Raw genomic sequence first — 25,344 nt, 5'->3', positions numbered from 1 at the left:
GTCCAGATCGGGTCAGGACATGGCCACGACGACGGTGCAGCCGCCCAGGCCGGGGCAGACCAGGCCCACCTCGGTGGCCTGGTCGACGGCGATCTTCGCCACCGCGCCGGTCCCGTCCGCCGCCGGCTCGACTTCGTCGCGGATGGTGAGGTCGGCGTCGCCGGGCGCCGGGGCGACCACCGTGAACCGGGCCGCGCTGCGCAGCACCAGGGTGCGCAGCTCGCCGGGGTCCGCGACCCGCACCGCGCAGCTGCCGGAGAACGCCAACCGGCCCGCCTCGTCGGCGCAGTCGGCGCTGACCGTCGCCGGATCCACCGCGGACCGCTCGCCGCCCAGCGCACCCAACCGGTCGACGAACCCGTGCCGGGCCCCCGGATCACCCTGGTCGTCGCGGCCCACGCCGACCGCGACCACGAACAGCGCCACCAGCAGGACGGCGAACAGCCCCAGCAGCGCCTTCTGCCGACCACTCATCGCGCCACGGCCTGCGCCACGACCTCGGTGAACCGGAACGTGTCCACCCCGGCGAAGTAGGAGTTGGTGCCCTGCGTCTTGCCGACCACCAGCAGCGTGACCCGGTGCGCCCCCTTGGCCAGCCGGACCGTGCCGACGTCCAGGAATTCCGTCTTCCGCACGGTCGGGGTGAAGCCGAGGAACGTGCCGCCGACCTGGTTGCCGTCGATGGCGAAGACGGTGTTGGCGTAGTCGGGGGCCGTGGTGCGGACCGTGGCGAACCGCCAGGTGCCGTCGGCCGGGATCTGCACCGTCACGGTGACCTGATCGCCGATCGCCAGCCCCGTGAAGAACAACTGCTTGTTCTCCGACCAGGTCACCTCACAGCAGTTGGGCTGCGCGCCCACGGCCGCCTTGCTGTTCTGCGGCGACTTGACCACCGCGCCCTCCACCAGGCTCTCCGCCTCGACGGTGACCACCCGCGGCTCGCCGGGGGCCGGCTCGCCGTCGCGGGTCAGCAACACCACCCCCACGGCGACCACCGCCAGCACCAACGCCGCCGCGGCGGCGATCCACAACCACGGGGTACGCCGTGGCGGCGCGACCGCCCGCACCTCGTACGTGACCCGGCCGCTGGAGCGGGAACTCTCCTCCGGCGCGGTGTTCGCCGAGTACGCGAACCCGGTCATGTCGTAGCGCCGGGGCGGGGTGCCGGCCGGCACGGCGAGTTTGACCAGGAACGACACCGAGCCCTGGCCGGGTACCACCCGCTGGGGTTCGGCGACGGTGAACCACGCCCGCTGCGAGCCGTCACCGGGCGCCACGTCGAACACCACAGTGTCCGGGGCGTTGCCCGGGTTGGAGACGGTGAAGGTCAGCTCGCCGCTGTTGCGCGGGTCGAGGGTGAACTGCTCGGCGGCGGCGACGACCGCCCACTCGGTGGTCATGACGACTCCTCTTCCAGGACGATCTCGACGGTGGCCGAGGCGGGTTTCTCCGCCTCGACGATGCGGGTGATCACGGCGAGCTGATTGGCGGCGGCGGTCGGCACCCGCACCACGACGTGGAAGGCCCGCTCGGCCGGCTCGTCGATGGCGAAGCCCGACACCCCGGTGGCCAGTTCCAGAGCTCTTCGCATTCCGTACGGGGTGCCGCGCCAGCGGGCCAGCAGGGCGGCGTTGGCCACCAGGTCGCGCAGCCGACCCACCGGCAGCGGCAGCGGGGCGTCCGGCCGGGGCGAGGCCACCACGTGGTCCATCGCCACCCAGCGGGTCAACCGCACGACCAGCCCGTCCGGCGCCCGGTACGGGTCGAACAGCGCGTCCACCTCGGCCAGGATCGCCTCGTCCGGGGCGTGCAGCCCCTCCATCACGTCCAGCAGCGCCCAGAGCACGCTGCCCGGCACGCAGGCCCGCTGGTAGGCGGCGGGCAGCAGCCGTTCAATCGCCGAGCGTCGCATCCTGGCGCACCACCTCGATGTCGTGCTCGCCGGAGCAGAGCAGCCAGGTATCCGGGACGGTCACCACGTCGGCGGTGGCCTGGTTGGCGCTGGGCGTCCAGGTGACGGCGTCGGCGCTGCGGTGCACGCCGCGTTCACCGCTGGCCAGGATCAGCCGCTCCGCCGCGCCGGTGCCGCCGGGTGCCGCGCCCCCCGCCGTCGCGCTGCCGGCCGTCGGGCCGCTCACCGCGATGGCGTCGACCGGCACGAACCGGGTCCGGTCCCGCAACGGCAACCCGCAGTTGACCGACACCGTCTGCCACTGCGGCTGGGCGGCCAGGGTGTCCAACCGCAACACCCCGCCGCTCTGGGTGGCCGCCACCGCCTGCTGGCCCGCGAACGCGAGGTCCCGGCAGGTGCCGCCGATCCACCCGGACTGCATCGACTGCCACTTCACGTCGGACTCGAACAGCCGGGTGCGGTGGCAGCCCTGGCCGGGTCGCTTCGGGTCCGGCTCACCGGCACCGCTCCACAGCAGGGTGGCCGGACCGTCGTACTGCACGGCGAGGACCCGGTTGTCCACGTTGGCCAGACCGACGTGGGTGAAGCTGCCGGGTCGGCCACCGCTGGTCGACAGGTACACCCCGAAGCTGGCCTGCGCGGCCACCGCGACGCCCGGCGCGCCCCGTTCGGAGACGAACGTGCGCACCGCGTAGAAGCCCCGGTCGGCGTCGGACGGGTCGACCAGGATCTGCAACGGCACCGCCCCGGGCAGCAGTGACACCTCGTACAGACCGGTGTCGGTGGCGACCAGCAGCGCGCCCGCGCCGTCGCGGTCCAGCCAGGCCACGTCGGAGATCCGCGAGTCCAGGTCGGTGAGCAGTGACCACGTCTCACCCAGGTCGGAGCTCAGGTGCACCCGGGAGCCGCCCGAGGCCCGCAGCGTCACCACGGCCACCGAGCCGGGACGCGCCACGATGCCCGGCCGTACCGGCGCGGGCGCGGGCGCCACCCGCAGCACCGTTTCGTCGTCGAAGCGACCGGCCGGTTCCCAACCCGCGCCGCCGTTGCTGGAACGGAACAGCACCGGGCCGCGTCCGGCGTACCAGGTGCGCGGCTGGTACTGGTCGACGGCGAGGGCGCGGACGTCGGCGTCGGGTGCCTCGTCGACCACGAACCGCACCGACTCGACGTAGCGCACCCCCGGCTCGGCGTGCTCCAGCAGCCGGTACACGTTGGAGGCCCGCAGTGGCTCGCCGAACGGCCAGCCGGTCGGGTTGAGCGCGGTGGGCAGCGGGCTCAACGTCTGGTGCAGCCGGTCGTGGATGCGGCGCCGGACCGCGTCCACGTCCTCCTCGCGGCGGACCACCACCCGGGCCCGCACCGACACCGCCTTGAACCGCGCCCAGGTGGCCCGGGAGCGGATGCCGACCATCCGGCGTTCCTCCAGGTCCGCCTCGACCCGGTGGCGCGCTTCGGGCACCTCGTGCTCGCGCAGCACCGCCACCGGCAGCCGGCCGCCCGGACGGGCCGCCTCCGGTACGTACGGCACCAGCACCACCTCGACCTCGCCCGGCCGGGCGAAGCTGTACACCGCGGCGCGAGTGAACGCGCGGGCCCGCGCCACCGCGCCGGAGCTGGTCGCGAGGACCTCGAAGTCGCGGGCGGTGACCGCCCGCTGCTGGGCGAAGAACTCGTACGGGCCGCGCAGCAGCACCGACTCCAGCGCCTCCATCTCCCGGCCGCCGGCGGCCGGTGCGGGGTTGTCCACGCGTACCCCGGGTAGGGGGTCGCGCAGGCTGGTCAGCGTGCCCGCCGCCACGTTGCCGGTGGGCCCGCCACCGGCGCGGTACCAGAGCCGGATCTGCCGTCCGGCCGGCGGCACCGCCGCGACGGTCACCGGCGGCACGGTGCTCGGCGGTGCGGCCGCGTCGGCGGTGACCTCACCGTGCGAGGTCGCCCCGGCGGGGGGCCGCAGGTCGAGGGCCGGGGCGAAGGTGACCGTGCCCGAGCAGCGGTCGATCAGGTACGCCTTGGCCTGCGGGCCGAGCCCGGCGAAGCTGTCCACCGGCTGCCAGATCTCGAACGTGCGACCGTCGTGCTCGCGGGCCGCCGCGCCCAGCTCGACCGTGCCGGCCGGCACCTCCACGCCGAGCAGCAGGTCCAGCGCCTCGGCGGTGTGCGTCAGCGGCGCGTGCGCCGCGCGCAGCACCTGCCCCGGCTGACCGGTGCCCACCCCGAGCAACTCCGCCTCAACCGGTTCGCAGTGGTGCATCCGTACCGTCACCGACGTCTCGTCGGCGGGCAGCAGCGTCGGCTCCGTGGTGACGAACACGACCGGCCGGGGGTCCGCGCCCCGGGCGGCCGCGACCCGCAGCCCGGCCGGGATCCGGACCGCGCCGCGGTCGGTGCCGGTACGGGTGAACCGGACGTCCGCCCAGGCCGCGGTCGGCGCGTGCCGGGTGACCCCGAGCAGGTTCAGGAACGAGACGTACGCCTTCTCCGGCAACTGGTTCAACCGGTAGATCATCACCTCGGTGAGGTGCGCGAACGTCTCCACCAGCGCCATGCCGGGGTCGTGCGCCGACAGGTCGGTCCACGCCGGGCAGGACTGCCGGATCCGTTCCCGGGCCTCGGTGACCAGGTCGAGGAAGCCGCGATCGTCCAGGTGCGGCACGGGCAGCGTCATGAGAGGCCTCCCTGGGCGGGCTCGTCGGCTGGGAGCAGGTCCACGGAGAAGACCAGCTGCCCGGGTGTCAGGCTGGCCCGCACCCGGTAGTCCAACCGGATCACCAACCGCCACGCGTCGTCCGGGTCCGGCCCGGCGTCCACGTCGATCACCTCGACCCGGGGCTCCCACCGGGCGATGGCCTGCCGCACGTAGTGGATGGCCAGACCGGCCGTGGTGTCGTCGTTGGGCGCGAAGACCAACCGGTGCAGCCGGGAGCCGTACCCGGGTCGCATCAGCCGCTCGCCCGGGGTGGTCGACAGGAGCAGGAACAGCGCCTGCCGTACGCTCTCGTCGCCCTCGGTCATCGCCAGCCCGCCGGCCGCGGTGAGCGCCAACCCGCCGGTACGGCCGGCGTCGAAGCCGGCACCGACGAAGCGGAAGGCCCTCATCGGTCCGCCCCCAGGAACTGCTGGCGGGGGTCGCGCACCGTGTGCTTGACCAGCCCCGGCGGTGTGCCGTTGGTGAACCCCTCCAGGTGCGACAGCACCACCCGGTGCCCGTCGACGCGGACCCAGTCGCTGTAGCCGACCCGGACGGTCAGCGTCTTGGTGCACGGCTTGATGGTCGGGCCGTAGTTCGGGCAGGCAACGATTGTGCGTCCCTCCGGGTCGTCGTCGACGAGCACGGGCACCCCGGTTACGGTCACCCACTGCCGCGAGGGTCGGTTCTCGACCCGGCCGTCGTGATCGCAGGTGATCACGGAGTCACGGTGGATCCAGCGCATCAGCCGCCTCCTTGGTGGTGGGCGCGGGCGAGCGAACGGGCCTGCTCCGCCGCGGTGGTCGAGTCCTCGGTCGAGTCGGCGTGCAGGAAGTCCACGCTGCGGGCGCGCACCACCATGGCCCGGCCGGGTGCGGAGATCACCAGGTCGGACGCGGCGTGCAGGGTGGCCAGGTCGGGGGTCAACTCCAGGAAGCTGCCGCCCTCGGTGCCCAGCCGCAGGCTGCGCCGTACGTCGTCGACGACGATCGACTGCCCACCGGCCGTGCGCATCGTCCAGCGGCGGGCTCTTCCGTCGTCGATGCCCGCGTCGTACGGCTCGACGGCGCCGAACAGCGAACCCAGCACGATGCCCGAGGCCGGCTCGCCACCGGGCAGCACCACCAGCACCGTGTCGCCCGGATCGGGCAGCGCCACCAGACCCTTGCCCGGCCCGGCACCGGGGCAGAGCACGGCAAGCCAGCCGGCGTCCAGGTCCCCGTACGCCGGCAGGGTCAACCGGACCCGGCCCAGCCCGTCCGGGTCGGCGACGTCGGTGACGGTGCCGAGGGTGACCACCGCGCCGCCGGTCGGGGTGGTCGGGGTGGCCGGTGGCACGGTGGAGAAGCGGGTCAGGTGCCCGTCGCCGTCCACGGTGTGCACCACCTCGGTCAGCACGTACGCCCCGGCGACCGGGTCGGGCACACCGTTCAGGGTGATCCGCCGCCCCGGCCGTAGCGCCGGATCGCCCTCGGCCACCCCCTCGGCCGTGACCAGCGCCGCCGCCCGGGTGTCCAGGCGGGCCTGGGCCAGCGCGACCAACTCGTCGTCGCTGCGGCCGGGCTGGTCCACGGCGGTGCGAACGCCGCCGGCTCCCACGTCGGCCGGGTCCGGGCGGTCGTCGGCGGGCCGGCCGCAGCGTGCCTCGTCGACCTGTTGGCTGATCACCTCGGCCCGCTGCGGGTGCCAGCCCAGGGCCGCGCTGGCACCGCTGGCCTGGTCGGTGTTGGTGGACAGCCGCAGGGTGTGCACGCCCGCGCCGAGCGTCAACGCGACCGGCTCCCCGTAGCCGGCGAGGGTGACCAGCCGGACCCCGTCACCGTCGGCGGCCAGGTGCAGCCCGGCCCGGCCGGCCACCTCGCGCAGCAGCTCCAGATCGCTGTGCCGGTGCTGGAGCAGCCGCTCCAACCGAGGACCGTCGACCTCGGCGGTCACCGCCAACCCCACCGCGCCACACAGCTCCCGGGCCAGCTCGACGGCGGTCACCGAGGTGAAGACCCGCAACCCCTGCCGCTTGCGCAGCCGGTGCAGCGGGTCGTACGCCCGCAGCCGCAGCACCGCCGCCCCGTCGGCGGCGTACTCCACCTCCACGCAGGTGACCTCCCCGCTGAACAGGCCATCCGCGTGGTCGGTGAGCCGTACGTCGAGCGCCGTGCCGGGGCGTACCGCCGGGTCGAACGCGCCGGTCCCGGCGGCGGTGGCCAGCACCAGCTCGGCCTGGGTGGGCTGATCGAGCCGGGCCGCCACCCGCAGCGAGCGGACCCGCTGCCGGGCCGCGCCGACCAGCTCGACGCCGTCGAGCAGGACGATCAACGCCCGGGGCGCGATGCTGGTCACGGCGTACCCCCGGGGTTGCCGGACCCGCTCGGAGCCGCGCCGGTCGGGCCGGTCGCCGCGTCCCACGGCGTGCCGGCGATCGAGCCGCCCACGTACGACGCTCCCGCGCCCACCGCACCGGCCACCGCCCGCGCAAACCTGGTCACCGAGCCGGTGCCGACGGTCGGTGGGACGGCGAGGGTGGTGCCGGCCGGCACGGCGAGGGGATCGGTGATCCGGTTGTGTTCGGCCAGCAGCCGCCAGCGCAGCGGCGAGCCGAGCGCGTCGTTGGCCAGCAGGTCGAAGCGCACACCGGAGCGACCCGGCTCGGCCGCGCCGTCACCGGCGGCGATCACCGCGCTGCCCGGCGCGGCGGTCGGGGTGCTCGCGGCGGCCAACTCCTCGGCGAAGCCGGCCTCGGCCTGATCGGCCGTCTCGGCGGCGCGGACCAGCTTCAGCCGAAGCCAGGACCGTCGCGGCGACCCGGTGCCGGTGAACGCGTCGAACCGTTCCGCCACCGCGGTGATCACACCGGGCACGTTCCAGGTCTTGCCCCAGACCAACCGGACCAGCGGCGGTCGCAGCCAACCATGCTCGGCGGTGGAGTTCTCCGCAAGCATCCACAACGGCCGGGTGAGCACCCGGACGTCGGCCGGACGCAGTTGCGCCTCCACGAAGTCGACGTCGAAGAGCAGGTCGAGCACCAGCTCGGTACGGCCGCCGCCGGTGAAGACCAGCGGGTCGTCGGCCAGGCCGGACCCGGTGAGCTGCCCACCGCCGGCGCCCCGTTGGCGTACGCCGGCGAGCCGGGTCACCTGCACGGTCTCCGGGTTGAGTAGGCAGTCCACCCGTTCGCCCGAGGAGTCGATGAGGAAGGCGACGCGTTCCATCAGTCGCCCGCCTGTTCCCGGTCGAGCCGGGTCAGCTGCGCGGTGTCCAGCGCTGCGCCGGCGACCGACCACAGTGCGGTGTCGTCGGGCAGCGCCGGCCACGGGTCGACGACCCTCACGGCCACTTCGAGTGGTGGCCCGTCGAGGCCCGGGACTCGTCCGCCGCCGGCCGATCCCGTTCCGGTGCCGCGCACCGCGTCCGGTCGCCCGGGTTGTGCGGGCTCACCGGGCAGGGCCAGCCAGGGCCCACCGTCCGCGACGCGAGCCAGGTCCCCACGCGCAGAAGTCGACGTGTTCCGGGCACTCGTCGTCGTGCCGGTCCAGGATGCGTCGAACTCACCCGCTGTTGGCCCGGCCGGACGCCCGTACGACGCCGCGCCCGCCGCCGCGTCCACCTGCGACGCCCGTGCCGTGCTGTCGCGCCGGCCGACCGGGTACCCGCGCTGACCCGCTCTGGGTCGGGGCGGATCGTCCGCCGAGCCGTCCGAGTCGCCCCGGAACCCGTCGCGACCACCGGAGAGCCGGTCGGCGGTGGGTCGTACGGCGGACGAGCCCGGGGAATCCCCGGGGCCGTGGTCGACCTCGCCGAGCCACTGTGCGTCCCGGGGTGGGTGCGGCGTGGTTCGGATGGCGTCGGCCTCCGTCCGGTGCGCGCGGCCGCTCGGCGATGTGTGCGGCTCGAAGACCATGGAGCGGACCGGCTGCCGGGAGCCATCCGACCGGGGCAACCCGCTCGCGTCGAGGGCCGCGGTATCGCCTCGGGCCGTGGTGTCGCTCCGGGCCGCCCGCCGTACCGGAGGCGCGGCCGCGCCCGGTCCCGCCGGCCAGGTCGGACCGGCTGGCGGGGTCGACGTGTCCGGCCAGGTGGATCCGGCCGACGGGGTCGTCCCGTCCGAGCTGGACGAAGGCACCCCGCCGCCGGGCGGGCCGGCAGCATCGATTCCGGTTCCGTCGGGCCGCTCACCGGCCCGCGACGGGCGGCCCAACCTGCCGCTCCGGCTCTCGGCGCGCGACCTCGTCGGCCCCCGGTCCCCGCTCGCGCCGGGGCCGCGCCCGCCAGCGCCGCTCTCCCTGACGGGACGGCCCACGTCGGGCGCGTTGTCGAACCTGCCGAGCCTGGCGCTTCCGACCGGGTTCGCGCCATCGGCGTCGACCCGATCGGCCGATTCGTCCCGTCCGCCGTCCCGGGCCCCCGCCTCGGCGGTGCCGGCCGGGGACGGGTCCAGGTCCAGGTCGTGCAGCAGGCCGGGCGCGTGGGCGGCGACCAGGTCCAGCCAGTGCTGCGGAGGCTCCCCGAAACGGCGTGGTGTCGCCGTGGGCGTCTCCGACGGTGGCGGTGGGTGGCCGGCGGGCTCGACCCGCCCGGCGAGGCGCTGCACCGCCCCGGCGGCCGAGCGCAGCCGGACGGCCAGCCAGCTACGCGGGTGTCGGCGCGGTGGCACCGCCGGTCTCCAGCTCCAGGCCCTCGTAGCGCAGGGTCAACGAGGCGATGGCGATCTCGTGGCTGAGGGTGTTGAGGTGCGCGCCGCGCCACCGGGTCGGCCAGGCGTCGATCAGGTTCCAGCGCAGCACCTCGGCCGTCCCGACCGAGTCGAGCAGCACCACGGAGACGTTGCGCCGGTTGAGGGTGCCCTGGGCGGTGGCGTTCACCCAGTCCCACAGCTCGCGGGAGGCGGTGAGGCCGAAGTGCAGCGTCACCGGCTCGTACTCGGCCTGACCGGGCACCATCCGCATCCGACCAAGGCCGTGCTCCCGGTACGGCTGCCCGGGGATGTTGACCTCCAACCCGGTCATCTCGGTGAAGTGGCCGTTGGTGACGCCGTTGATGAGCAGTCGGAAGTTGTACGCCCGGTACGGGTCGACCGGGGCGCCGGGTTGCGGGGTGGCGGTGGTGGGCATGTCAGCCTCCGATCGTCTCGGTCTCGGTGCCGCCGGCCCACTGGCTCAGCTTGAACACCACGAATTCGGCGGGCTTGACGACCGCGATGCCGATGTGGGCGATCACCATGCCGGCGTCGCGGACGTCCGGCGGGTTGGTCTCCTCGTCGCACTTGACGAAGAACGCCTCCTCGGGGCTGCGTCCCAGCAGCGCGCCGTCGCGCCACACCCGGGTGAGGAACGCGCCGATGTCGCGCCGGATCGAGCGCCAGAGGGTGAAGTCGTTGGGCTCGAACACCATCCACCGGGTGCCGTTGGCGATGGCCTGCTCGATGGCGATGCTCAGGCGCCGGACGTTGAGGTAGCGCCACTCGCTGGCCTCGGCGGCGAGCGTACGGGCGCCCCAGACGCGGATGCCCTCGCCGGCGAAGTAGCGGATTACGTTGACGCCCTTGGGGTTGAGCACGTCGTGTTCCGGTCGGGTGACCAGGTAGCCCAGGTCGACGGCCCCGCGCACGGGTTCGTTGGCCGGGGCCTTGTGCACCCCGCGCAGGGCGTCGGTGCGGGCCCAGATGCCGGCGAGGTGCCCGCTCGGCGGGGTGAGTTCCAACTCGCCGCTGATCGGGTCGCGTACCCGCAGCCAGGGGTAGTAGAACGCGCCGAACTCGGACTGTCGCGGCCGGTAGGCGGCCCCCTCGTGACCACCGGAGCCGCCCGGCTGGGCCGGGCCGCCGCCGGGACCGCCGCCCGTACCCTCGGCGGGCTTGGGGGGTTTGCCGGAGGACGGCGTGGCGACCCGGGTCAACGCGGAGATGTCGTCGATGTCCGGCGCCGGGTCGCAGATCGCGACCATGGTGCGGGTGCGCTCGGCCATGCTGAGCAGCGCCTCGTGGGACACCACGTCGTGGAAACCGGGCGCGGCGATGATGGAGATCTCGTCGACGGCCTCCAGCAGTTGCAGGCCGCCGCGCCGCTGCCCGGAGCCGGTGATCGCGCCACCCTCGCCGACGTTGACCACCCAGCAGCGGGCGCCCCCGTTGTCCAGGAAGCCGAAGACCGCCCGGGCCAGCGGGGTGCTCTCCACCCGCTCCCCACCGGCGAAGAGCCGCAGGAACTCCGTCCAGTTGTTGACCGGCACCGCCTTGCCCAGGTGGGCGGAGCGGTCCGGGGCGACGCCGACGAAGGCGGCGATGCTGGTGCTCGCCGGCCCGATCGGTCGGGCGCCGCTGGGGACCTCCTCGACATAGATGCCGGGGGAGAAGTAACTGGGCATCGATCCTCCTGTGCCTGTGGGTGTCAGCTGGTCGGTGGCGCGCAGACGATGACGATGTCGTCCTCGGCGGGGTCGACGTCGGCGGTGAGGACGAGCCCGCGTCCGGTCAGCCGCAGCCGGACCGGGCTCGGGTGCTCGGGGTCGTGCGGGACGCCGACGATCACGAACCGGCCCTGCGGGTCGGTGCGGGTGGCGGACCCGGTGCCGGGCAGTTCGACCCGCATCGCGGCCAGTGGCTGGTCCTGGGGGCCGACCACCCGTCCACTGAGGCTGCGCACGTCGAGTTGCCGCAGCCGCAGTGGTTGCAGCACCGGCGGCGCGGCCGGAGTCGGGTGGTCCACCTGCGCCGCCACGTCGATCAGCAGCGCCGGCCGGGGCACCGTGCCGAAAGCCGTCCACAGTGGTGCGTCGCCGGCCTCCAGTACGACCGGGTAACTACCGTCGCTGGTCGCGGCGGTGAGCACCCGGTCCAGCCGGGGCAACCCGGCCGGCCCGGTCACGCAGAGCAGGTGGCGGACCGTGAACCGGTACGGTTCGCGGACCGCGCCGCTGGAGCGGGTCTGCCGGGCCGGGCGTAGCTCCATCGGCCAGAGCGTGAGCCCGTCGGCGTCGTCGCAGGCACGGGGCGGGCCGACCGGGACGGGTTCCCCCGCGGCGCTGGTCACCCAGGCGACCAGCTCGGCGGTGGCGGTCTCGATCGGTCCGCGCCCGTGGGTGCTCATCGCGGCGGCGTCCCCTGGATCCGGTACGCGATGGCCTCGTTCCAGACGTGCGGGTAGACGCCGATCTCGAAGTACCGGGTGAAGCGGTTGATCGGGGCGTTGGTGTGGTCGTGGTAGAGCAGCCACACCGGCGCGATGGTGAACAGGACGTAGTTGGCCAGGACGAGGGGGATGTAGAGCGGCCCGAGTAGGCGACCCTGGAAGATGTGCACGTCCTCGTGCCGCTGGATCCCCGAGCTGGAGCCGGCGCAGACGGTGCCGATGGTGGTGGCGTACCGGGGTGAGACCCCCTCCACCACACTGACCCGACCGCTGCCCAGCGACGTGGGCCGGTCCAGTGAGTGCCCGAAGATCAGGTGCACGGTCAGGTAGATGGCGCCGACGACCGTGTTGAGCAGACTCCAGGTGTGGTCGACGACGAAGAGGAAGATGCCGCGGGCGTCCGAGGCGTACACCCCGGCGGACGCCACCGACCAGCCGAAGACCGCGCCGACCACCAGGCCCACGACGGCGCCGATCAGCAGCCCGATCGGGCCACCGGCGAGGAAGCCGAGCAGGGCGCCGAAGCCGACCTGGATGGCCGCGCTGAGAATTCCGAAGACCATGACGACACCCCTCAGACCCAGGAACGGAAGACTCGGGGCTCACGACCGCTCGCGACCTGGGTCGGCGTCGCCTGTCGGTTGCCGGGTGGGAACTGGTTGACGCCGAGCGCGGCGGAGAAGATGACAAGCGCGTTGAAGAACGCGATGACCCACTTCTCGCCGCCGGCGTCGTCGGCGAACGCCGCTGTCAGGTAGGACAGCAGCATCGCGATGGCGATGGCGATCCACTTGCGGAGCTTGTCGCCGCTCGGGCCGATCAGCCCGCCGATGATGTTGGTGGCCAGCAGGGTGGCGGCGCTCGCGCCGGCGATCGTCCCCAGAGCTGCCCAGGTGAAGAGATCGTTCATGACGATCCCCCTTTTCTGCGATGGTGCGACCGGTCTGTGGTGGTGAGGTTCGGTGCCCCGCGGGGAGCACCGGGGCCGGTCGCCGTCGTGTCGGGGGCGGCCGGGGCCGGGCGTGGCCGGCTGAGCCGGCCACCAGATGGATCAGCCGGGCCCCGGGGCGCCGGCGGGCGGGCCCGGCGGCGGGGTCGGACCGGGCGCAGCCGGCGCCCCGGGATGACGGCGGCGCACCAGGAGTACGCCCACCGCGGCGAGCACCAGCAGCAGGAGGACACCGCCGACGACCAGCAGCCAGGGGAACCCGCCGTCGTCCTCCTCGCCGGCGGCGGCCGGCGAGGTGGACGGTCGAGGTGGCGCCTCGGCCACGGCCCGCAGCTCGGCCGGCTTCTCCTGGTTGGGATCGACCTTCCAACTGACCGAACGGCCGTTGACGGTCCCATTACTGTCGATCACTCGGCCGGGAAATGTCACCGAGATCTCGAACGACATGAGCTTGAGGAACGCCTGTTGGTTTTGCGGATTCTGCTCCGCAACCTTTCCGCCATATTTCTTGGGATCAAGCGGCAGAGTGAAGCGGTACAGGTCCCCGTCCCTGACCAGTTTCACGCTCTCGGTGTCGAAACCGGCCAGCGGCGCCTTGCGGTAACTGATCTGCGAGCCGTAGAAAGTGTCGTCCTGGTAAAGGGTCTCCTCGCCCGCCGGTAGGGCGGGGATGTTCTGCCGCAACTCCGCGAAGGCCAGCGGGATGTTCTTGTTCCGGGCGGTCAGCACGGACTTCTGGGCCGTCAGCAGGAGCTGCCCGTCGACCGTGTCGTCGGCGTTGACGGTCAACCCCATGTTGAGTTGCATGCAGCCGCTCAGCGCGGCGAGAAGCAGGAGGCACACCGCGACGCGGAGTGCCCTACCGCGGTTGACTCTCCTGTTCATGGGCTCAGTGTGTGTGATCGCTTTCATCATCAGCAGTCAGCGATCGGTCACAACGAAGTCGCCGATTGTACCGGCGCACTGTCGCCTTTGATTAGCTCCGACGACGACCCGAATGACTATTCTGGAGCTTTGGGGCCACGACGGTTTGTCGTCGGCCGTAGGCTGGTCGGATGAGAATTGTCGCGTGCGTCCTGCTGGTGGATCCCGACGGGCAGCTGCTGTTGCAACTGCGCGACGGCGACGCGCCGCACCACCCGAACGTGTGGGGGTTGCCCGGCGGCCACGGCGAGCCGGGGGAGACGCCGGAGCAGACCGCCGATCGGGAGCTGTGGGAGGAAACCGGGCTGCGCGCCGACGGGCCACTGCACCCGATCGCCGTGCAGACGCTGCCCGAGCTGGCCAGGATGAAGCACTACTTTCTCGGCACCACCCGGGCCCGGCAGGAGGACGTGGTGCTCGGTGAGGGCGCGGCGATGCTCTTCGTGCCCGGCGACGAGGTGCTCGACGGTCGCCCCTGGACGCCGGGCACGGTGGAGGTGCTGACCGAGTTCCTCGCCTCACCCGAGTACGCCGCTCTGGCCACCGGTCGGATGCCCACGGAGCCGGCTCAGCCCGCCGGGGGTCGCCAGTCCGCGTAGCGGGCCATGCTGCGCAGGGCCACCCGGCCCGGGGTGAGCCGCAACGCGACGCTCCGCATCGCGAAGGCGATCGGGTTGTGCAGCTGCTGTCCGAACCGCCCAGCGATGTAGGAGGCCCGGGCAACGGACTGACTGCGTGGTCGACGCTGCGCGTCGTACGCGGCCAGGGCGGCCGGCACCTCCACCGCGCCGCCGGCGCACACCGCGCCGAGCACCACCGCGTCCTCGATGGCCTGCCCGGCGCCCTGCCCGAGGTTGGGTGTCATCGGGTGGGCGGCGTCGCCGAGCAGTGCCACCCGTCCGCGCACGTACGAGGGCAGCGGCGCGGGCAGGTAGTGGATGTCGTTGCGCAGCACGACGTCGGGTGGGGTCGCCGCGAGAAGCGCCGGGATGGGGTCGTGCCAGTCTCCGAAGTGCTCCCGCAGGGCCGCCAACTCGTCGGGGGCGTGGCCGCCGGGCGGGGCGTTCACCGCCCCGTACCAGTAGAGCTGGCCGTCGCCGATCGGCACCATGCCGAATTCGGCTCCCGGTCCCCAGGTGATGGCGGCCGGGATCGGGTCCGGAAACGCGATGGCCGCTCGCCACGTCGTCGATCCCGCGTACACCGGGCCGGGGTGTTGCGGCCAGAGCTGGGCACGGACCCGGCTGCGCAGGCCGTCGGCGCCGACCACCAGGTCGGCGGTGAGGGTGTGCGCGCCGTCGGGCCCCTGATAGCGCACCTCGGCGCGGTCCGGGCCGGACTCGACGTGCTCCACCGTGGCGCTGGTGTGCAGGGACGAGGCGGGCAGGGCCTCGCGCAGGGTGCGGTGCAGAGTGGCCCGGTGTACGCCCAGCGCCGTGGTGCCCAGCTGCCGGATCATCTCCGACGCGTCCACCCGGGACAACCACCGCCCGTGCCGGTTGCGGATCCCGCCGGGCGCCTCGCCGTGTCCACCCCGGCGCAGGGCCGGGCCCAGGCCGAGGGCGTCCACCCCGCGTACGGCGTTGGCCATCAGGCTCAGGCCTGCACCGACCTCGCGCATCTCGGGGGCGCGCTCCAGCACGGTTACCCGCCACCCGTGCCGGTGCAGGGCGAGCGCCGCGCTCAACCCGCCGATGCCGGCGCCCACCACCACCGCGTGTGAGTCGTCCATGTCGACCCTCCTTCTACACCTGTAGAAGAGTGATACTACCTCCGGACCACCACAAGGAAGGAGTGCCATGACGGCGCGGGCGAACCGGATCGCGACGCTGACCGACGCGGCCATCGAACTGATCGCCGACGGTGGCATGCGAGCTTTGACCCACCGGGCCGTCGACGGCCGCGCCGGACTGCCGCCGGGCACCACCTCCGCGTACCTGCGGACCCGTCAGGCGCTGATCGAGGCCGTGGTGGGACGGCTCGCCGAGAGGGACCGGGCCGACCTGGCCGCGTACGACCTGCCGACCGGCCCGCCACCCCCGACCCCCGCCCCCCGGCTCGACAGCGACGACCTCGACGCGCTCGCCGCCGGCGTCGCCGAGGTGCTCGACCGGTGGTTGAGCGTCGGACGTAGCCGGAGCCTCACCCGCTACGCCTGCCTACTGGAGGCGGTGCACCGGCCCGAGCTGCGCGGCATCCTGCAGCACGGCACCGGCCTGCGGGTGCAGGCCCGGGACCTGCTGACCCGGGCCGGGGCCACCGACCCCGACCGGCAGGGCGACCAGTTCGTCGCGTTCGTGGACGGGCTGCTCTTCGACCGACTGGCCGGCGCGGGCGCGCTCTGCGCCCCACAGCCCGGCACCGCCGCCAGCCGCGCCGACCTGAGCGCCGCCGTCCGTACGCTGCTGCGCGCCCTCACCGGAACCTGACCCGACCGACGCGCGGGCCCGACCGGCGCGCGGGCCCGACCGGCGCGCGGGCCCGACCGGCGCGCGGGCCCGACCGGCGCGCGGGCCCGACCGGCGCGCGGGCCCGGCCGTGTGCGGCCCCTGCCCGGCCGTGTGCGGGCCTGGCGGCGTGCGGGGTTTGGCGGGTACGTCGGGCGCGCGGGCCCGTCGGCGTGCTGGCACCCGGGCGGGGGCGCGGAGCAGCCCGGTGATCAGGTCCGACGCGTGATGGGAGACGATCGCCTGGGGATGCCGTGCGCCGCCGGCGTGGTGCCGTGGGTAGGCCCTTTGGAGCTGAATCGTTTACGACATCGAGCCTGATTCGTTTACGGCATCAGCTCCAAAGGGGGAGTGGACGGCGTGCTGCTTAGCCGGCGGTGTGGTGTCGGGCGTGGGTGGTCTGCCGCTGTAAGCCGGTGGCGGTGCGGCGTGGTGCCGTGCGGTGGCGACGGTGCGGTGTGGCGGCGGTGGTGCGGTGCGGTGCGGTGAGGCGGCGGTGCGGTGTGGTGCCGCGCGGCGGCGTGGTGCGGTGAGCTGGTGGTGCCGGACCGGACCGGGGCGGAGCGGACCGGGGCGGGCGGGGCGGGGCGGCTGGCGTGGGTGGGAGAGGGTGGGCGATGGTGGGGTTCAGCGGCCTGCGGACGGCCGGCGGGCGGTTGCGGCACGGCTGGCGGCCGGTGCTGGAGGCGACCGTCGCGGCGACCGTGGCCTGGCTGCTGGCCACCCGGTTGCTCGGGCACCCGCAGCCCTTCTTCGCGCCGGCCACCGCGCTGATCGTTCTCGGTCAGGCCCGGGGGCAGCGCATCCGCCGAGCCGTCGAGGTCGTCCTCGGGGTCGCCGCCGGAGTACTCGTCGCGGACCTGGTGGTGCAGGCGCTCGGCCCGGGCAGCACCTGGACGGTCTTCACCGTCATCCTGCTCACCGTCCTCCTCGCGGTGGCCTTCGGTGCCACCGGCGTGACGCTGGTGCAGGCGGCGGTCTCCGCGCTCTATCTGGTGGTGGTCGCACCGCCGGACGGGTCGTTGGTGCCGTTCCGCTTCGTCGACGCGCTGGTCGGCGGCGTGGTCGCGCTCGCGGCCAGCCTGCTGGTCGACGCCCGGCACCCGCTGGCCCCGCTGGTCGCCGAGGTGCGGCGGACCTTCGACGAGTTGGCCGGGCTGCTGGGCGGGATCGCCGACGCGCTGGACCACCGTGACGAGCCGGCCGCGGTCGCCGCGCTGAAACAGGCCCGGGGGATGGACGCCCGGGTGGACGGGCTGCGCGACGGGGTGCTGGCCGCCGGTGAGGCGTTGCGGCTCAACGTCCGTCGACGTCAGCACATCGGTCGGCTGCGCTCGGTGGACGAGTCGATCCGGCAGATCGACTACGCCGTCCGTAACGTCCGGGTGCTGGCCCGTGCGGGCGTGACCCTCAGCCGACTGCACACGCCGGCCCCGGCCGAGCTGGGTGCCGCCCTGCGGTCGCTGGCCGAGGCGGTCCGCCAGGCCGGTGCCGCTCTGGCCGCCGACCTGGAGGGGCAGGAGGAGACCGCCGACCGGCACGCCACCCGGGCCGACGAGTCGGCGTTGGCCGCGGTGCACGCCGCCGGGCAGCTCTTCGGCTCCACACAGACCCTCCCCCTGGCGATGATCATCGGTCAGGTTCGGGCCACGGCCATCGACCTGCTGCGGGGCGTCAACCCGGAGGACGACGCCGCCGTCCTCGCCCGCGTCGACGACGCCCTCGGCCTCCCCCCGGTCTGACGCCCGGACGGTCAGAGCCGCCATCCACCGACGCTCCGGGTCGATCAAGGACTGGTGGTGCCTCCCGCAAGCCACTCTTCGGCATCAATTGCCCACCACAACTCCATGATCGACCGGGCGGGGCGGGGCGAACGGGGCGGGGCGGGGCGGGGCGGGTTAGGTGGTTAGCCAGGTGGTGGCGGAATCGCGGATCGGGGAGGGGATGTCGTGGCCGCCGGGAAACTCCTCGTAGGTCACGTCGTAGCCGAGGTCGTGCAGGCGGGGGACGAGGCGGCGGCTGCAAACGTCGATGGGCAGCACCCGGTCGTCGACGCCGTGCGAGATGAAGATCCGGGGCCGGCCGTGGGTGACCGGTGGCGCGGCGAAACCGGGGGAGAAGGCCAGCACCGCGTCGATCAGGTCCCCGTTCGCCAGGCCCAGCGACAGCGCGTACGAGGCGCCGTCGGAGAAGCCCCCGACCGTCACGTCGGACACCGGGTAGGTGCCGAAGACGGTCGCCAACAGCCCGTCGATGCGTCCCACGTCCGCCCCGAAGCCGCCGGCGATCAGGTCCCAACTGGCCGCCGACGAGTCCGGGGCGACCAGCAGCAGGTGCTGCGCGTCCGCGACCGGCAACAGCAGGTCCAGGCCCTGTCGGGCCGAGCCGCCCGCACCGTGCAGGAGTAGCACCAACCGGTACGCCGAACCGTCGGCCGCCGGCTCCGGGGCGTACCCCAGGGCCACCCGGTCACCGTCGGGGCCGGCCATCGGCACGAGCCCGGTGCGTCCCGGCGCCACCGGCGGGTGGCGGCGGGCGGTCAACCGGCCGTCCCGAGGGCTCGGCGGCGAGTCCCAGTGCGACGGCGCGGAGTCGGACACGGGTTGGCGCTCCTCGCGGTGGACGAAAGGTCCGACGCGGTTACCCGGCCCGTGCGGGGTTAACCTAAGCGTTCTCAGCCGAGCGTCGACTCAGGCGCTGGCCCGCGCCACCAGGGCGGACGGGAAGAGGGTCACCGGAGCCGCCGGGCGTCCGTCCAGCAGAGCGGTGGCCGCGGCGCCGGCGATCCGCCCCACCGGATGACTCGCCGTGGTCAGCGCCGGGGCGGTCATCCCGGCCAACGGAATGTCGTCGAAGCCGGCCACCGCGACGTCGCCGGGCACCCGCGCGCCGGCGTCCCGCAGGCCCGCGATCACCCCGAGCGCGGTGTCGTCGCTGATCGCGTAGATCGCGTCGATGTCCGGCCAGCGGCGCAGCGCCTCGCCGGCCGCCGTTCGGCCGCGCGGCGCCCTGAAGTCCCCGGGCAGTATCCGCTCCGGTAGGCCGGCCTCGGCCATGAGTCGGCGGTACGTCTGCACCGGGCGTTGCGCGCAGGGCAGCCACCGGGGGCCGGTCACCATGGCGATCCGGCGGCGACCCGAGGCGTACAGGTGGCGCAGTACCGCTTCGGAGCCGGCGGCGTTGTCGACGTCGAACGAGGGCACGGTCGGTGAGCCGACGCCGATCGAGACGACCCGACCGCGGAGCGACCGGGGCACCGCCTCCAGCAGCTCCTCGGTGGTGTTGACCAGGATCACCCCGCACACGCTGCGGTCCCCGTCGAGTTGGTCGAGGCTGCGGGGGTCGCCGAACGGCAGCCAGTACAGCGCCACCCCGACACCGGCGGGCGTGCACACCCGGGCGGCCGCGCCGACCACCTGGTGCACGTACGGGTCGTCCAGCACCGCGGCGCTGGTGCCCAGAACGGCCACGACCAGGCGTACGCCGCCGCCGCGGACCAGCGCCCGGGCGGCCGGGTTGGGCACGTAGCCGAGCTGGTCGACGGCTGCCGTGACCTGTTTCCGGGCGGCCGGCGAGGCGAAGCCCGTGCCGGCGATCACCCGCGACGCCGTGGACCGGGACACCCCGGCGATCCGGGCCACGTCCTCGAGGGTGGCCGGTCGGTGTGCCGCTGTCGTCATCGTCGCCTCCTGCGGCGGCCCGTCCGGTCGGACCAACGCCTGCTCACATCATGCCCCGGCCAGACCAGCAGCGGTAAGGGGCGGTTGCCGCTTGTGGTGGTAGCGCTCTCAGGTGTGCGATCGTGCCAGGAGATCACCCCGAGAAAGAGGACCTACCCTCGTGAGCGCCCCCACCAGTCGACCCGTAGCCCCGGATTTCGCATCGCCGACCCTGCGGACGGTGCGGCTCGCCCGCAACGGCGTCGCTGTCACCTTCACCCTCAACGGGCTGGCCGTCGGCAGCTGGTTCTCCCGCGTCCCGGCGGTCCGTGAGGCGTTGGACCTCTCCGCCGGCCGACTCGGGTTGCTGCTGCTGGCGATGAGCGTCGGCGCGCTGCTGGCCATGCCCACCTCCGGCCTGCTCGCCCAGCGATTCGGTGCGGCCCGCACCGTCACGATGGCCACGGTGCTGGTCGCGGTCGGCCTGACCGTGGCGGGGCTGGGCGCCACGATGACCGGGTCGTTCGCCATCGTCGCCCTGGGACTGGTCGCCCTCGGCTACGGCTCCGGCGCCTGCGACGTGGCGATGAACGTCGAGGGCGCGGCGGTGGAACGGCGGCTGGGCCGTACGATCATGCCCCGTTTCCACGCCGGGTGGAGCCTCGGTTCGGTGGCCGGAGCGGCGCTCGGCGCCGGGGCGGCCCGGTTCGACGTGTCGGTCGGCGCGCACCTTGTCGCGGTGGCGGTGGTCGTGTTGACCGGCACCGCACTGGCCGCCCGCACGTTCCTGCCCGTGGGCAGCGATCACACCGGTGACCCGGCGGACGCCACCCCGGCCGCCCGTCGCCGGGCGCAACTCGCCGCCTGGCGGGAGCCGCGCACCCTGCTGATCGGGCTGTTCGTGCTGGTGGCGGCGTTCACCGAGGGTGCCGCCAACGACTGGTTGGCCGTTGCGTTCATCGACGGACGGGACTTGAGCGAGGCGGCCGGCGCGGCGGTCTTCGCCGTCTTCGTGGTGGGCATGACCGTCGGGCGCACCGCCGGCACCATCGCGCTGGACCGGTGGGGTCGGGTGCCGGTGCTCAGCGGCACCATCGGGCTCGCCGTGGTCGGCGCCGGCCTGGCCGTGCTGGCGGGCTCCGGGCCGGTGGCCATCATCGGCGTCGCGCTGTGGGGCCTCGGTGCGTCGCTGGGCTTCCCGGTCGGGATGAGCGCGGCGGCCGACGACGAGGCGCACGCGGCGGTGCGGGTGAGCGTGGTCGCGGTGATCGGCTACACCGCGTTCCTCGGCGGCCCGCCGTTGCTGGGGCTGATCGGCGACGAGGTCGGCACCCTGCGCGCGCTGCTGGCGGTGCCGCTGCTGCTGCTGCCGACCCTGCTGCTGGTGCCGGTGCTGCGCCCGCCACACCCCGCCGGAACGGCTTCGTCGGTAGCTAAAAACTAACCCACTTCGCCATCGGGCGGTATCGGGTGCGTGGCCGACTGCGCCGCGCACCCGGGCTGGTTACGGTCGCCCGATGCCAACCGACAAGATCAGCGCCGCCGCGGCGGGCACCTGGACCCTGGGCGACCGCACCGTGCACCGGATGGGCTTCGGCTCCATGCGGATCACCGCGAACCCCGACCCCGACCAGGCCGTCGCCCTGCTGCGCCGCGCCATGGAGCTGGGCATCAACCACATCGACACGGCCGCGTTCTACGTCTCGCCCGGCGGCACCCTACGCGTCGGCACCGGCCCGGCCCGCTACGCCACCGAGCTGATCCGCGCGGCGCTCGCCCCGTACCCGGAGGATCTGGTGACCGCCACCAAGGTCGGTTTCGGGTACGACCCGGAGGAAGGCTTCACCGAGGCGTACACCCCCGGGCAGTTGCGGGCCCAGGTGGAGGAGAACCTTCGCCGGCTCGGCCGCGACCAGCTCGACGTGGTGAACCTGCGCCTCGGCCGGGGGCCGGGCCCGGTGCCGCTGGCAGATCGGTTCGGCGCGCTCGCCGAGCTGCGGGCCGCCGGGCTGATCCGGCACCTCGGGCTCTCCAACGTCCGGCCCGAGCAATTGGACGAGGTGGCGGGCATCGCTCCGGTGGTCTGCGTGCAGAACAACTACGGGGTGGACGCCTACCGGGAGCAGGACGCGTTCGTGCGGCTCTGCGGTGAGCGGGGCATCGCCTACGTGCCGTTCTTCGCGCTGGCCGGCACCGGGCGGGAGGCGGGCGCGAGCGCCGCCCAGGGCGAGGCCGTCGAGGCGGTCGCCCGCGCGCACGGCGTCACCCCGCAGCAGGTACGCCTCGCCTGGACCCTGCACCAGGGCCCTCACGTGCTGGCCATCCCCGGCACCGCAAACCCCACCCACCTGGAGCAGAACATCGCCGCCGCAGCCCTGCGCCTAACCCCCGAAGACCTCACCCGCCTGCCCTAACCCGCCCGGCCCTCCGCCCTCCGCGCCGTCCGGTCGTCCCCGCCGTCGATCATGAAGTTATCGCCACCGCTGTCGGCGTGTCGTGTCGCTAACTTCATGATCAACGGAGGTGGGTCAGTCGTGGAGCCAGACTCGGAGGGGGCCGGTGGGAAGGAAGCCGGCGTCCAGGGCCGGGGGTAGGTCGGGGTTGGGCTCGTAGCCGAGCAGCGACGCGGTGGGGACGGTGGCGCGCACCCCGTCCCAGATGTTCCGGGGGTCGGCGGTGCGGGTGAACAGGTTGGAGACGCCGTACCGGCCGTCGCCGCCGTTCAGCACCGCACCGCCGGTGACCGCGCCCCGGTCGTCGTGGCGGGCGAGAATCCGGACCCGCGGGTCGGCCAGTAACGCCGGGCGGAAGAGCTCGCCGCCGCCGTGTGCCGCCGCCCAGGCCGCCAACCCCTCGGGTGTACGGATCGGGGTGAGCGGCGCGTCGACGGGTGCTGCCGTCGGGGGGCGGTGGATCCACTGGGCGTCGAAGAGCACCCGGAACCCGTACCCGGACAGGTCGAGGTCGGCGAAGCTGTCCTTCACCGACGCGCCGGGCCCCGCGTCGATATGCGCCAGCAGAGCCTCGGCGTCGACGCCGGGTCGCAGGGTGACCGCGTCCGGGTACCACTGTGGCGACCGGCGGGGGACCGACCAGGCCTCGTCGTCGGTACGCCCGACCAGCCCGTGGCTGCCGCAGACGATGTCACACCATTCGGCGTTGTTGCGGGCCGCCGCCGCCCGAGCGTCCGTGGGCACGTCGGGAAGCCTAGGCGGCCCGAGCGCCGGCTCAGGGGGCGTACACCAGGTCGATGGTGTCGGTGTGCCCGGACCAGCGCAGGTCGAGGTGCCAGCACCCGGCCTGCGGCAGGTCGATGATCGATGGGCCCGGACCGCCGGCGACCTCCCGGCTCACCCGGGTGTCGGCGCCGTCCAGGGTCGCGGTGATGACCAGGGTTGCCGGTGCCGTCGGGTCGGGCGAGGTCGTGGCGGCGCGGGCCACCCAGAGGATCTTGTTGTTCGACCCGTCCGTCCGGACCTGCCGCAGCGGGTGGGCGAACAGCACCGCCACGATGTCACCCTTCGCGCCGAAGACGTGTGGTATCCGCGCGTCCCCGCTGAAGCCGGCGTCCGCCCAGTCGGGCAGTGAACCCGTCTCGACCCGCGAACCGCAGCCCGTCGCGGCGCTCGACCCGGTGGTGCTTGACGTCGCCGCGCTCGATGTGGTCGCGCTCGACGTCGCCGCGCTCGATGCGGTGGTGCGTCCGCTCGTCGGCGCGGCCGAACCACCGCTGGTCGTGGTCGTGCAGCCCGCCAGCAGAACCGATGCCGCCAGCAGCAATTTGCCCCGTGAAACCATCTCGCCCCTTCCGGTACCCGTCGACGACTCGTCGCATCGTCATGACACCGGCCGGGCCCGCCGGGTTCCCTACGGCAGTGATTCGGCGATCCCGACCGCCTCCGCCCGGCTGAGGGCGCCCTCGATCCGGTAGGTCACGTCGCCCTCCTCCCAGATGAGCGTCGAGGCGGCGAGTCGGGCGGTCTCCTCGCGGACCTGTCCGGCGCGATCGACGTACGACAGGACGTGTGGCCCGTCCACCCAGATGGCGAAGTCGCCGTTGACGTGGGTCCAGGCCACTCCCGGCGAGCTGACCTCCTTGTGGAAGGCCAGATTGAGACGACCGTCGAACGCGTCGACGCGCAGCGCGCCCCCGTCGTAGAGCAGGGCCACCACCCGGTACCGGCCGGTCTCGTCCGGGTCGGCGACCAGCACCCGCTCGGGCGGGCCCAGCGTCGCCGGTTGGCGGATCGGGAACCGCACCAACCGTTGCGCCTCGTCCGGGGCGACGGCCCGCTGCGCCGGCAACGGGGACGGAGTTGCGCTTGGCAGCGTCGGCGCGGGCGAGGTGGCGATGCTGACACCGGCGAAGCGCAGCAGCCCTGTGACGGCGTCGGCGATGGCGGCGCGGGTCGGTGGCACCACCGCCACGATCAGGGCGACGAGCGCGGCCACGGCGAGCGAGCGCCACCGGCGGGTGGGCCGGTGGACCCGCGCGCGGACGCGAGCGGTCACGTCGGGCGGCTCGGGGGTCTCCAGCCAGGCGGACAGATCACGCAGTTCCCGTTCGAGGTCACCCATGCCGGACCTCCTCACGGTCGAGCAGGCTGCGAAGCTTCGCCAGCGCCCTGGACGTACGCGACTTCACCGTTCCCCGGGGCCAGCCCAGAGCCGCCACCGTCTCCTCCTCGGTGAGATCGAGGAAGTACCGGCAGACGATCACCTCGCGGTCCCGTACGGGCAGTTGCCGCAGGGCCTCCACCAAGGCGGCCCGGCGCTCCCCGGCGAGGACCGCGCCGACGGCCCCGTCCTCGGCGATCTCGGCCGCCGGGTTCGCGGTCGCGGCCCGCAGGACGAGCCCGTCGCGCCGGCCCCGCGACCGGTGCAGGTTGCGGGTCTCGTTGGCGACGATCGCGAGCAGCCATGATCGGAAGGACGACTCACCCCGATAACGGGACAGCTTGCGGTACGCCTTCACGAACGCCTCCTGGATGACGTCCTCGGAGTCCGAGCCCGCGCCGAGCAGCACCGCCGTCCGGTACGCGGACGCGGTGTGCCGGGCGACCAGGAGGTTGTACGCCTCCAGGTCACCTGCCCGAGCGCGGGTGACGAGCGCCTCGTCGTCCAGGGGAGCCTCCGTTCGGATCACACTCATGACACCGCCCACCCGCCGCGGGTTCCACACGGATTTACCGGCGCAGGTCAGCTCTCTCCCACCCGGCGTGCAGCGTATTGCCAGGAATCGGTGCTGCACTGGAGGGGCGTCGAGGAGAGGGGCGGGGGCATGAGCTGGTTCAATCGCCGGTCACGGGGTGCCGGGGCGACCCCGACGAAGCTGGATCGGGAGGCGACCCGCGACGACCTCGCGGCGCTGGAGGCGTTCGTGGCCACCCGGCAGGGGGTGGAGTTCTACCTGGAGCCGGAGACCACCGCGACGGACACCACAGTGGTGGCGATCGCCCACGACGGCGAGTGGATCCGGCGCCGTACCGGAACGCCCCGCGCCGCCGGGACCATCGCCCGCAAGCACGCGGTGCCGCTGTACGAGGCGGCGCGCACCGGCTACCCGGAACGCATGCGGACGTGGAGCCGGGCCCACCCGGAACGCCACTCCCGCTAAGACACGAGTCAGCGGATCATGACTGT

Annotated in this window: 29 protein-coding genes; 7 read left to right on the top strand and 22 right to left on the bottom strand. The window is 73.7% G+C overall.

Features of this window, described 5'->3' with window-relative positions; translation table 11 throughout:
* Window positions 1–12: 12 nt before the first annotated feature.
* From ACIBD9_RS22085 to ACIBD9_RS22015, 15 genes are all read right to left on the bottom strand, one after another.
* The gene (locus ACIBD9_RS22085; RefSeq protein WP_396720316.1) at window positions 13–474 is read right to left on the bottom strand and encodes a hypothetical protein; all 462 of its coding nucleotides are present in this window, start codon (window positions 472–474) and stop codon (window positions 13–15) included.
* The gene (locus ACIBD9_RS22080) at window positions 471–1,400 is read right to left on the bottom strand and encodes a hypothetical protein (protein ID WP_396720315.1); all 930 of its coding nucleotides are present in this window, start codon (window positions 1,398–1,400) and stop codon (window positions 471–473) included. The genes ACIBD9_RS22085 and ACIBD9_RS22080 overlap by 4 nt, the downstream gene beginning before the upstream one ends.
* Window positions 1,397–1,912, bottom strand: a complete 516-nt coding sequence (locus tag ACIBD9_RS22075; RefSeq protein ID WP_396720313.1) for a phage tail protein — start codon at window positions 1,910–1,912, stop codon at window positions 1,397–1,399. The genes ACIBD9_RS22080 and ACIBD9_RS22075 overlap by 4 nt, the downstream gene beginning before the upstream one ends.
* Window positions 1,893–4,580 carry a putative baseplate assembly protein gene (locus ACIBD9_RS22070; protein ID WP_396720312.1) on the bottom strand — a complete coding sequence of 896 codons (2,688 nt, stop codon included), beginning with the start codon at window positions 4,578–4,580 and terminating at the stop codon, window positions 1,893–1,895. Before ACIBD9_RS22070 ends, ACIBD9_RS22075 begins: the two co-directional genes overlap by 20 nt.
* Entirely contained in the window at window positions 4,577–5,011 is a 435-nt protein-coding gene (locus ACIBD9_RS22065) for a GPW/gp25 family protein (protein ID WP_396720310.1), read from the bottom strand. The genes ACIBD9_RS22070 and ACIBD9_RS22065 overlap by 4 nt, the downstream gene beginning before the upstream one ends.
* The gene (locus ACIBD9_RS22060) at window positions 5,008–5,346 is read right to left on the bottom strand and encodes a hypothetical protein (protein WP_396720308.1); all 339 of its coding nucleotides are present in this window, start codon (window positions 5,344–5,346) and stop codon (window positions 5,008–5,010) included. The genes ACIBD9_RS22065 and ACIBD9_RS22060 overlap by 4 nt, the downstream gene beginning before the upstream one ends.
* Window positions 5,346–6,938, bottom strand: coding sequence for a phage baseplate assembly protein V (locus ACIBD9_RS22055; protein ID WP_396720306.1), 1,593 nt, complete (start codon window positions 6,936–6,938; stop codon window positions 5,346–5,348). The genes ACIBD9_RS22060 and ACIBD9_RS22055 overlap by 1 nt, the downstream gene beginning before the upstream one ends.
* A complete protein-coding gene (locus ACIBD9_RS22050) occupies window positions 6,935–7,807 on the bottom strand; it encodes a hypothetical protein (protein WP_396720304.1) in 873 nt (290 codons plus the stop codon). The genes ACIBD9_RS22055 and ACIBD9_RS22050 overlap by 4 nt, the downstream gene beginning before the upstream one ends.
* Window positions 7,807–9,249: a hypothetical protein gene (locus ACIBD9_RS22045; RefSeq protein WP_396720302.1), complete on the bottom strand. Its 1,443-nt coding sequence runs from the start codon at window positions 9,247–9,249 to the stop codon at window positions 7,807–7,809. Before ACIBD9_RS22045 ends, ACIBD9_RS22050 begins: the two co-directional genes overlap by 1 nt.
* Window positions 9,224–9,706, bottom strand: coding sequence for a phage tail protein (locus tag ACIBD9_RS22040; RefSeq protein ID WP_030327509.1), 483 nt, complete (start codon window positions 9,704–9,706; stop codon window positions 9,224–9,226). Before ACIBD9_RS22040 ends, ACIBD9_RS22045 begins: the two co-directional genes overlap by 26 nt.
* A 1-nt stretch (window position 9,707) precedes the next feature.
* Window positions 9,708–10,958 carry a phage tail sheath family protein gene (locus tag ACIBD9_RS22035; protein ID WP_387166338.1) on the bottom strand — a complete coding sequence of 417 codons (1,251 nt, stop codon included), beginning with the start codon at window positions 10,956–10,958 and terminating at the stop codon, window positions 9,708–9,710.
* 23 nt (window positions 10,959–10,981) lie between these two features.
* Window positions 10,982–11,680 (bottom strand): carboxypeptidase-like regulatory domain-containing protein, encoded by a 699-nt coding sequence (locus tag ACIBD9_RS22030; RefSeq protein WP_396720299.1) that lies wholly within the window; start codon window positions 11,678–11,680, stop codon window positions 10,982–10,984.
* Window positions 11,677–12,285 carry a glycine zipper family protein gene (locus ACIBD9_RS22025; RefSeq protein ID WP_355430871.1) on the bottom strand — a complete coding sequence of 203 codons (609 nt, stop codon included), beginning with the start codon at window positions 12,283–12,285 and terminating at the stop codon, window positions 11,677–11,679. Before ACIBD9_RS22025 ends, ACIBD9_RS22030 begins: the two co-directional genes overlap by 4 nt.
* An 11-nt stretch (window positions 12,286–12,296) precedes the next feature.
* A complete protein-coding gene (locus ACIBD9_RS22020) occupies window positions 12,297–12,632 on the bottom strand; it encodes a hypothetical protein (protein WP_396720297.1) in 336 nt (111 codons plus the stop codon).
* Between the two features lie 141 nt (window positions 12,633–12,773).
* Complete coding sequence (locus ACIBD9_RS22015) at window positions 12,774–13,556, bottom strand: LppM family (lipo)protein (RefSeq protein ID WP_396720295.1); 783 nt, start codon at window positions 13,554–13,556, stop codon at window positions 12,774–12,776.
* Between the two features lie 170 nt (window positions 13,557–13,726).
* Here ACIBD9_RS22015 and ACIBD9_RS22010 point away from each other — a divergent pair, with 170 nt between their 5' ends.
* Window positions 13,727–14,194, top strand: a complete 468-nt coding sequence (locus ACIBD9_RS22010) for an NUDIX domain-containing protein (protein ID WP_396720293.1) — start codon at window positions 13,727–13,729, stop codon at window positions 14,192–14,194.
* On the opposite strand, the gene ACIBD9_RS22005 is transcribed toward ACIBD9_RS22010, so the two are convergent.
* Window positions 14,164–15,327, bottom strand: a complete 1,164-nt coding sequence (locus tag ACIBD9_RS22005) for an FAD-dependent oxidoreductase (RefSeq protein ID WP_396720291.1) — start codon at window positions 15,325–15,327, stop codon at window positions 14,164–14,166. The genes ACIBD9_RS22010 and ACIBD9_RS22005 overlap by 31 nt on opposite strands.
* Before the next feature lie 67 nt (window positions 15,328–15,394).
* On the opposite strand from ACIBD9_RS22005, the gene ACIBD9_RS22000 reads away from it, so the two are divergent.
* Together ACIBD9_RS22000 and ACIBD9_RS21995 are read left to right on the top strand one after the other, a co-directional pair.
* A complete protein-coding gene (locus tag ACIBD9_RS22000; RefSeq protein ID WP_396720289.1) occupies window positions 15,395–16,024 on the top strand; it encodes a TetR/AcrR family transcriptional regulator in 630 nt (209 codons plus the stop codon).
* Between the two features lie 635 nt (window positions 16,025–16,659).
* A complete protein-coding gene (locus tag ACIBD9_RS21995; protein ID WP_396720287.1) occupies window positions 16,660–17,784 on the top strand; it encodes an aromatic acid exporter family protein in 1,125 nt (374 codons plus the stop codon).
* A gap of 156 nt (window positions 17,785–17,940) precedes the next feature.
* Here the strand turns inward: ACIBD9_RS21995 and ACIBD9_RS21990 are convergent, their stop codons facing one another.
* Window positions 17,941–18,642: an alpha/beta hydrolase gene (locus tag ACIBD9_RS21990; RefSeq protein WP_396720285.1), complete on the bottom strand. Its 702-nt coding sequence runs from the start codon at window positions 18,640–18,642 to the stop codon at window positions 17,941–17,943.
* A gap of 90 nt (window positions 18,643–18,732) precedes the next feature.
* Window positions 18,733–19,722: a LacI family DNA-binding transcriptional regulator gene (locus ACIBD9_RS21985; RefSeq protein ID WP_396720283.1), complete on the bottom strand. Its 990-nt coding sequence runs from the start codon at window positions 19,720–19,722 to the stop codon at window positions 18,733–18,735.
* A 160-nt stretch (window positions 19,723–19,882) separates the two neighbouring features.
* Between ACIBD9_RS21985 and ACIBD9_RS21980 the strand changes: the two genes are divergently transcribed.
* Together ACIBD9_RS21980 and ACIBD9_RS21975 are read left to right on the top strand one after the other, a co-directional pair.
* Entirely contained in the window at window positions 19,883–21,145 is a 1,263-nt protein-coding gene (locus ACIBD9_RS21980; RefSeq protein ID WP_396720281.1) for an MFS transporter, read from the top strand.
* A 73-nt stretch (window positions 21,146–21,218) separates the two neighbouring features.
* The gene (locus ACIBD9_RS21975) at window positions 21,219–22,115 is read left to right on the top strand and encodes an aldo/keto reductase (RefSeq protein WP_396720279.1); all 897 of its coding nucleotides are present in this window, start codon (window positions 21,219–21,221) and stop codon (window positions 22,113–22,115) included.
* A 114-nt stretch (window positions 22,116–22,229) separates the two neighbouring features.
* On the opposite strand, the gene ACIBD9_RS21970 is transcribed toward ACIBD9_RS21975, so the two are convergent.
* Both ACIBD9_RS21970 and ACIBD9_RS21965 read right to left on the bottom strand, forming a co-directional pair.
* Window positions 22,230–22,898 (bottom strand): hypothetical protein, encoded by a 669-nt coding sequence (locus tag ACIBD9_RS21970; RefSeq protein WP_396720277.1) that lies wholly within the window; start codon window positions 22,896–22,898, stop codon window positions 22,230–22,232.
* 31 nt (window positions 22,899–22,929) lie between these two features.
* A complete protein-coding gene (locus ACIBD9_RS21965; RefSeq protein WP_396720275.1) occupies window positions 22,930–23,211 on the bottom strand; it encodes a hypothetical protein in 282 nt (93 codons plus the stop codon).
* A gap of 1 nt (window position 23,212) precedes the next feature.
* On the opposite strand from ACIBD9_RS21965, the gene ACIBD9_RS21960 reads away from it, so the two are divergent.
* Window positions 23,213–23,632, top strand: a complete 420-nt coding sequence (locus ACIBD9_RS21960) for a hypothetical protein (protein ID WP_396720273.1) — start codon at window positions 23,213–23,215, stop codon at window positions 23,630–23,632.
* On the opposite strand, the gene ACIBD9_RS21955 is transcribed toward ACIBD9_RS21960, so the two are convergent.
* Window positions 23,569–24,279 carry a hypothetical protein gene (locus ACIBD9_RS21955; RefSeq protein WP_396720271.1) on the bottom strand — a complete coding sequence of 237 codons (711 nt, stop codon included), beginning with the start codon at window positions 24,277–24,279 and terminating at the stop codon, window positions 23,569–23,571. The two genes, ACIBD9_RS21960 and ACIBD9_RS21955, sit on opposite strands and share 64 nt — an antisense overlap.
* A complete protein-coding gene (locus tag ACIBD9_RS21950; RefSeq protein ID WP_396720269.1) occupies window positions 24,272–24,853 on the bottom strand; it encodes an RNA polymerase sigma factor in 582 nt (193 codons plus the stop codon). Before ACIBD9_RS21950 ends, ACIBD9_RS21955 begins: the two co-directional genes overlap by 8 nt.
* Before the next feature lie 129 nt (window positions 24,854–24,982).
* On the opposite strand from ACIBD9_RS21950, the gene ACIBD9_RS21945 reads away from it, so the two are divergent.
* Window positions 24,983–25,318 carry a hypothetical protein gene (locus ACIBD9_RS21945; protein WP_396720267.1) on the top strand — a complete coding sequence of 112 codons (336 nt, stop codon included), beginning with the start codon at window positions 24,983–24,985 and terminating at the stop codon, window positions 25,316–25,318.
* Window positions 25,319–25,344: the final 26 nt, after the last annotated feature.

This window comes from Micromonospora sp. NPDC050784 (genome assembly GCF_044456765.1).
In the GTDB taxonomy this organism is placed as follows: Bacteria; Actinomycetota; Actinomycetes; order Mycobacteriales; family Micromonosporaceae; genus Micromonospora; species Micromonospora foliorum.
Note: the sequence above shows the minus strand (reverse complement) of the source record. Positions and strands in the feature narration are given on the sequence as shown.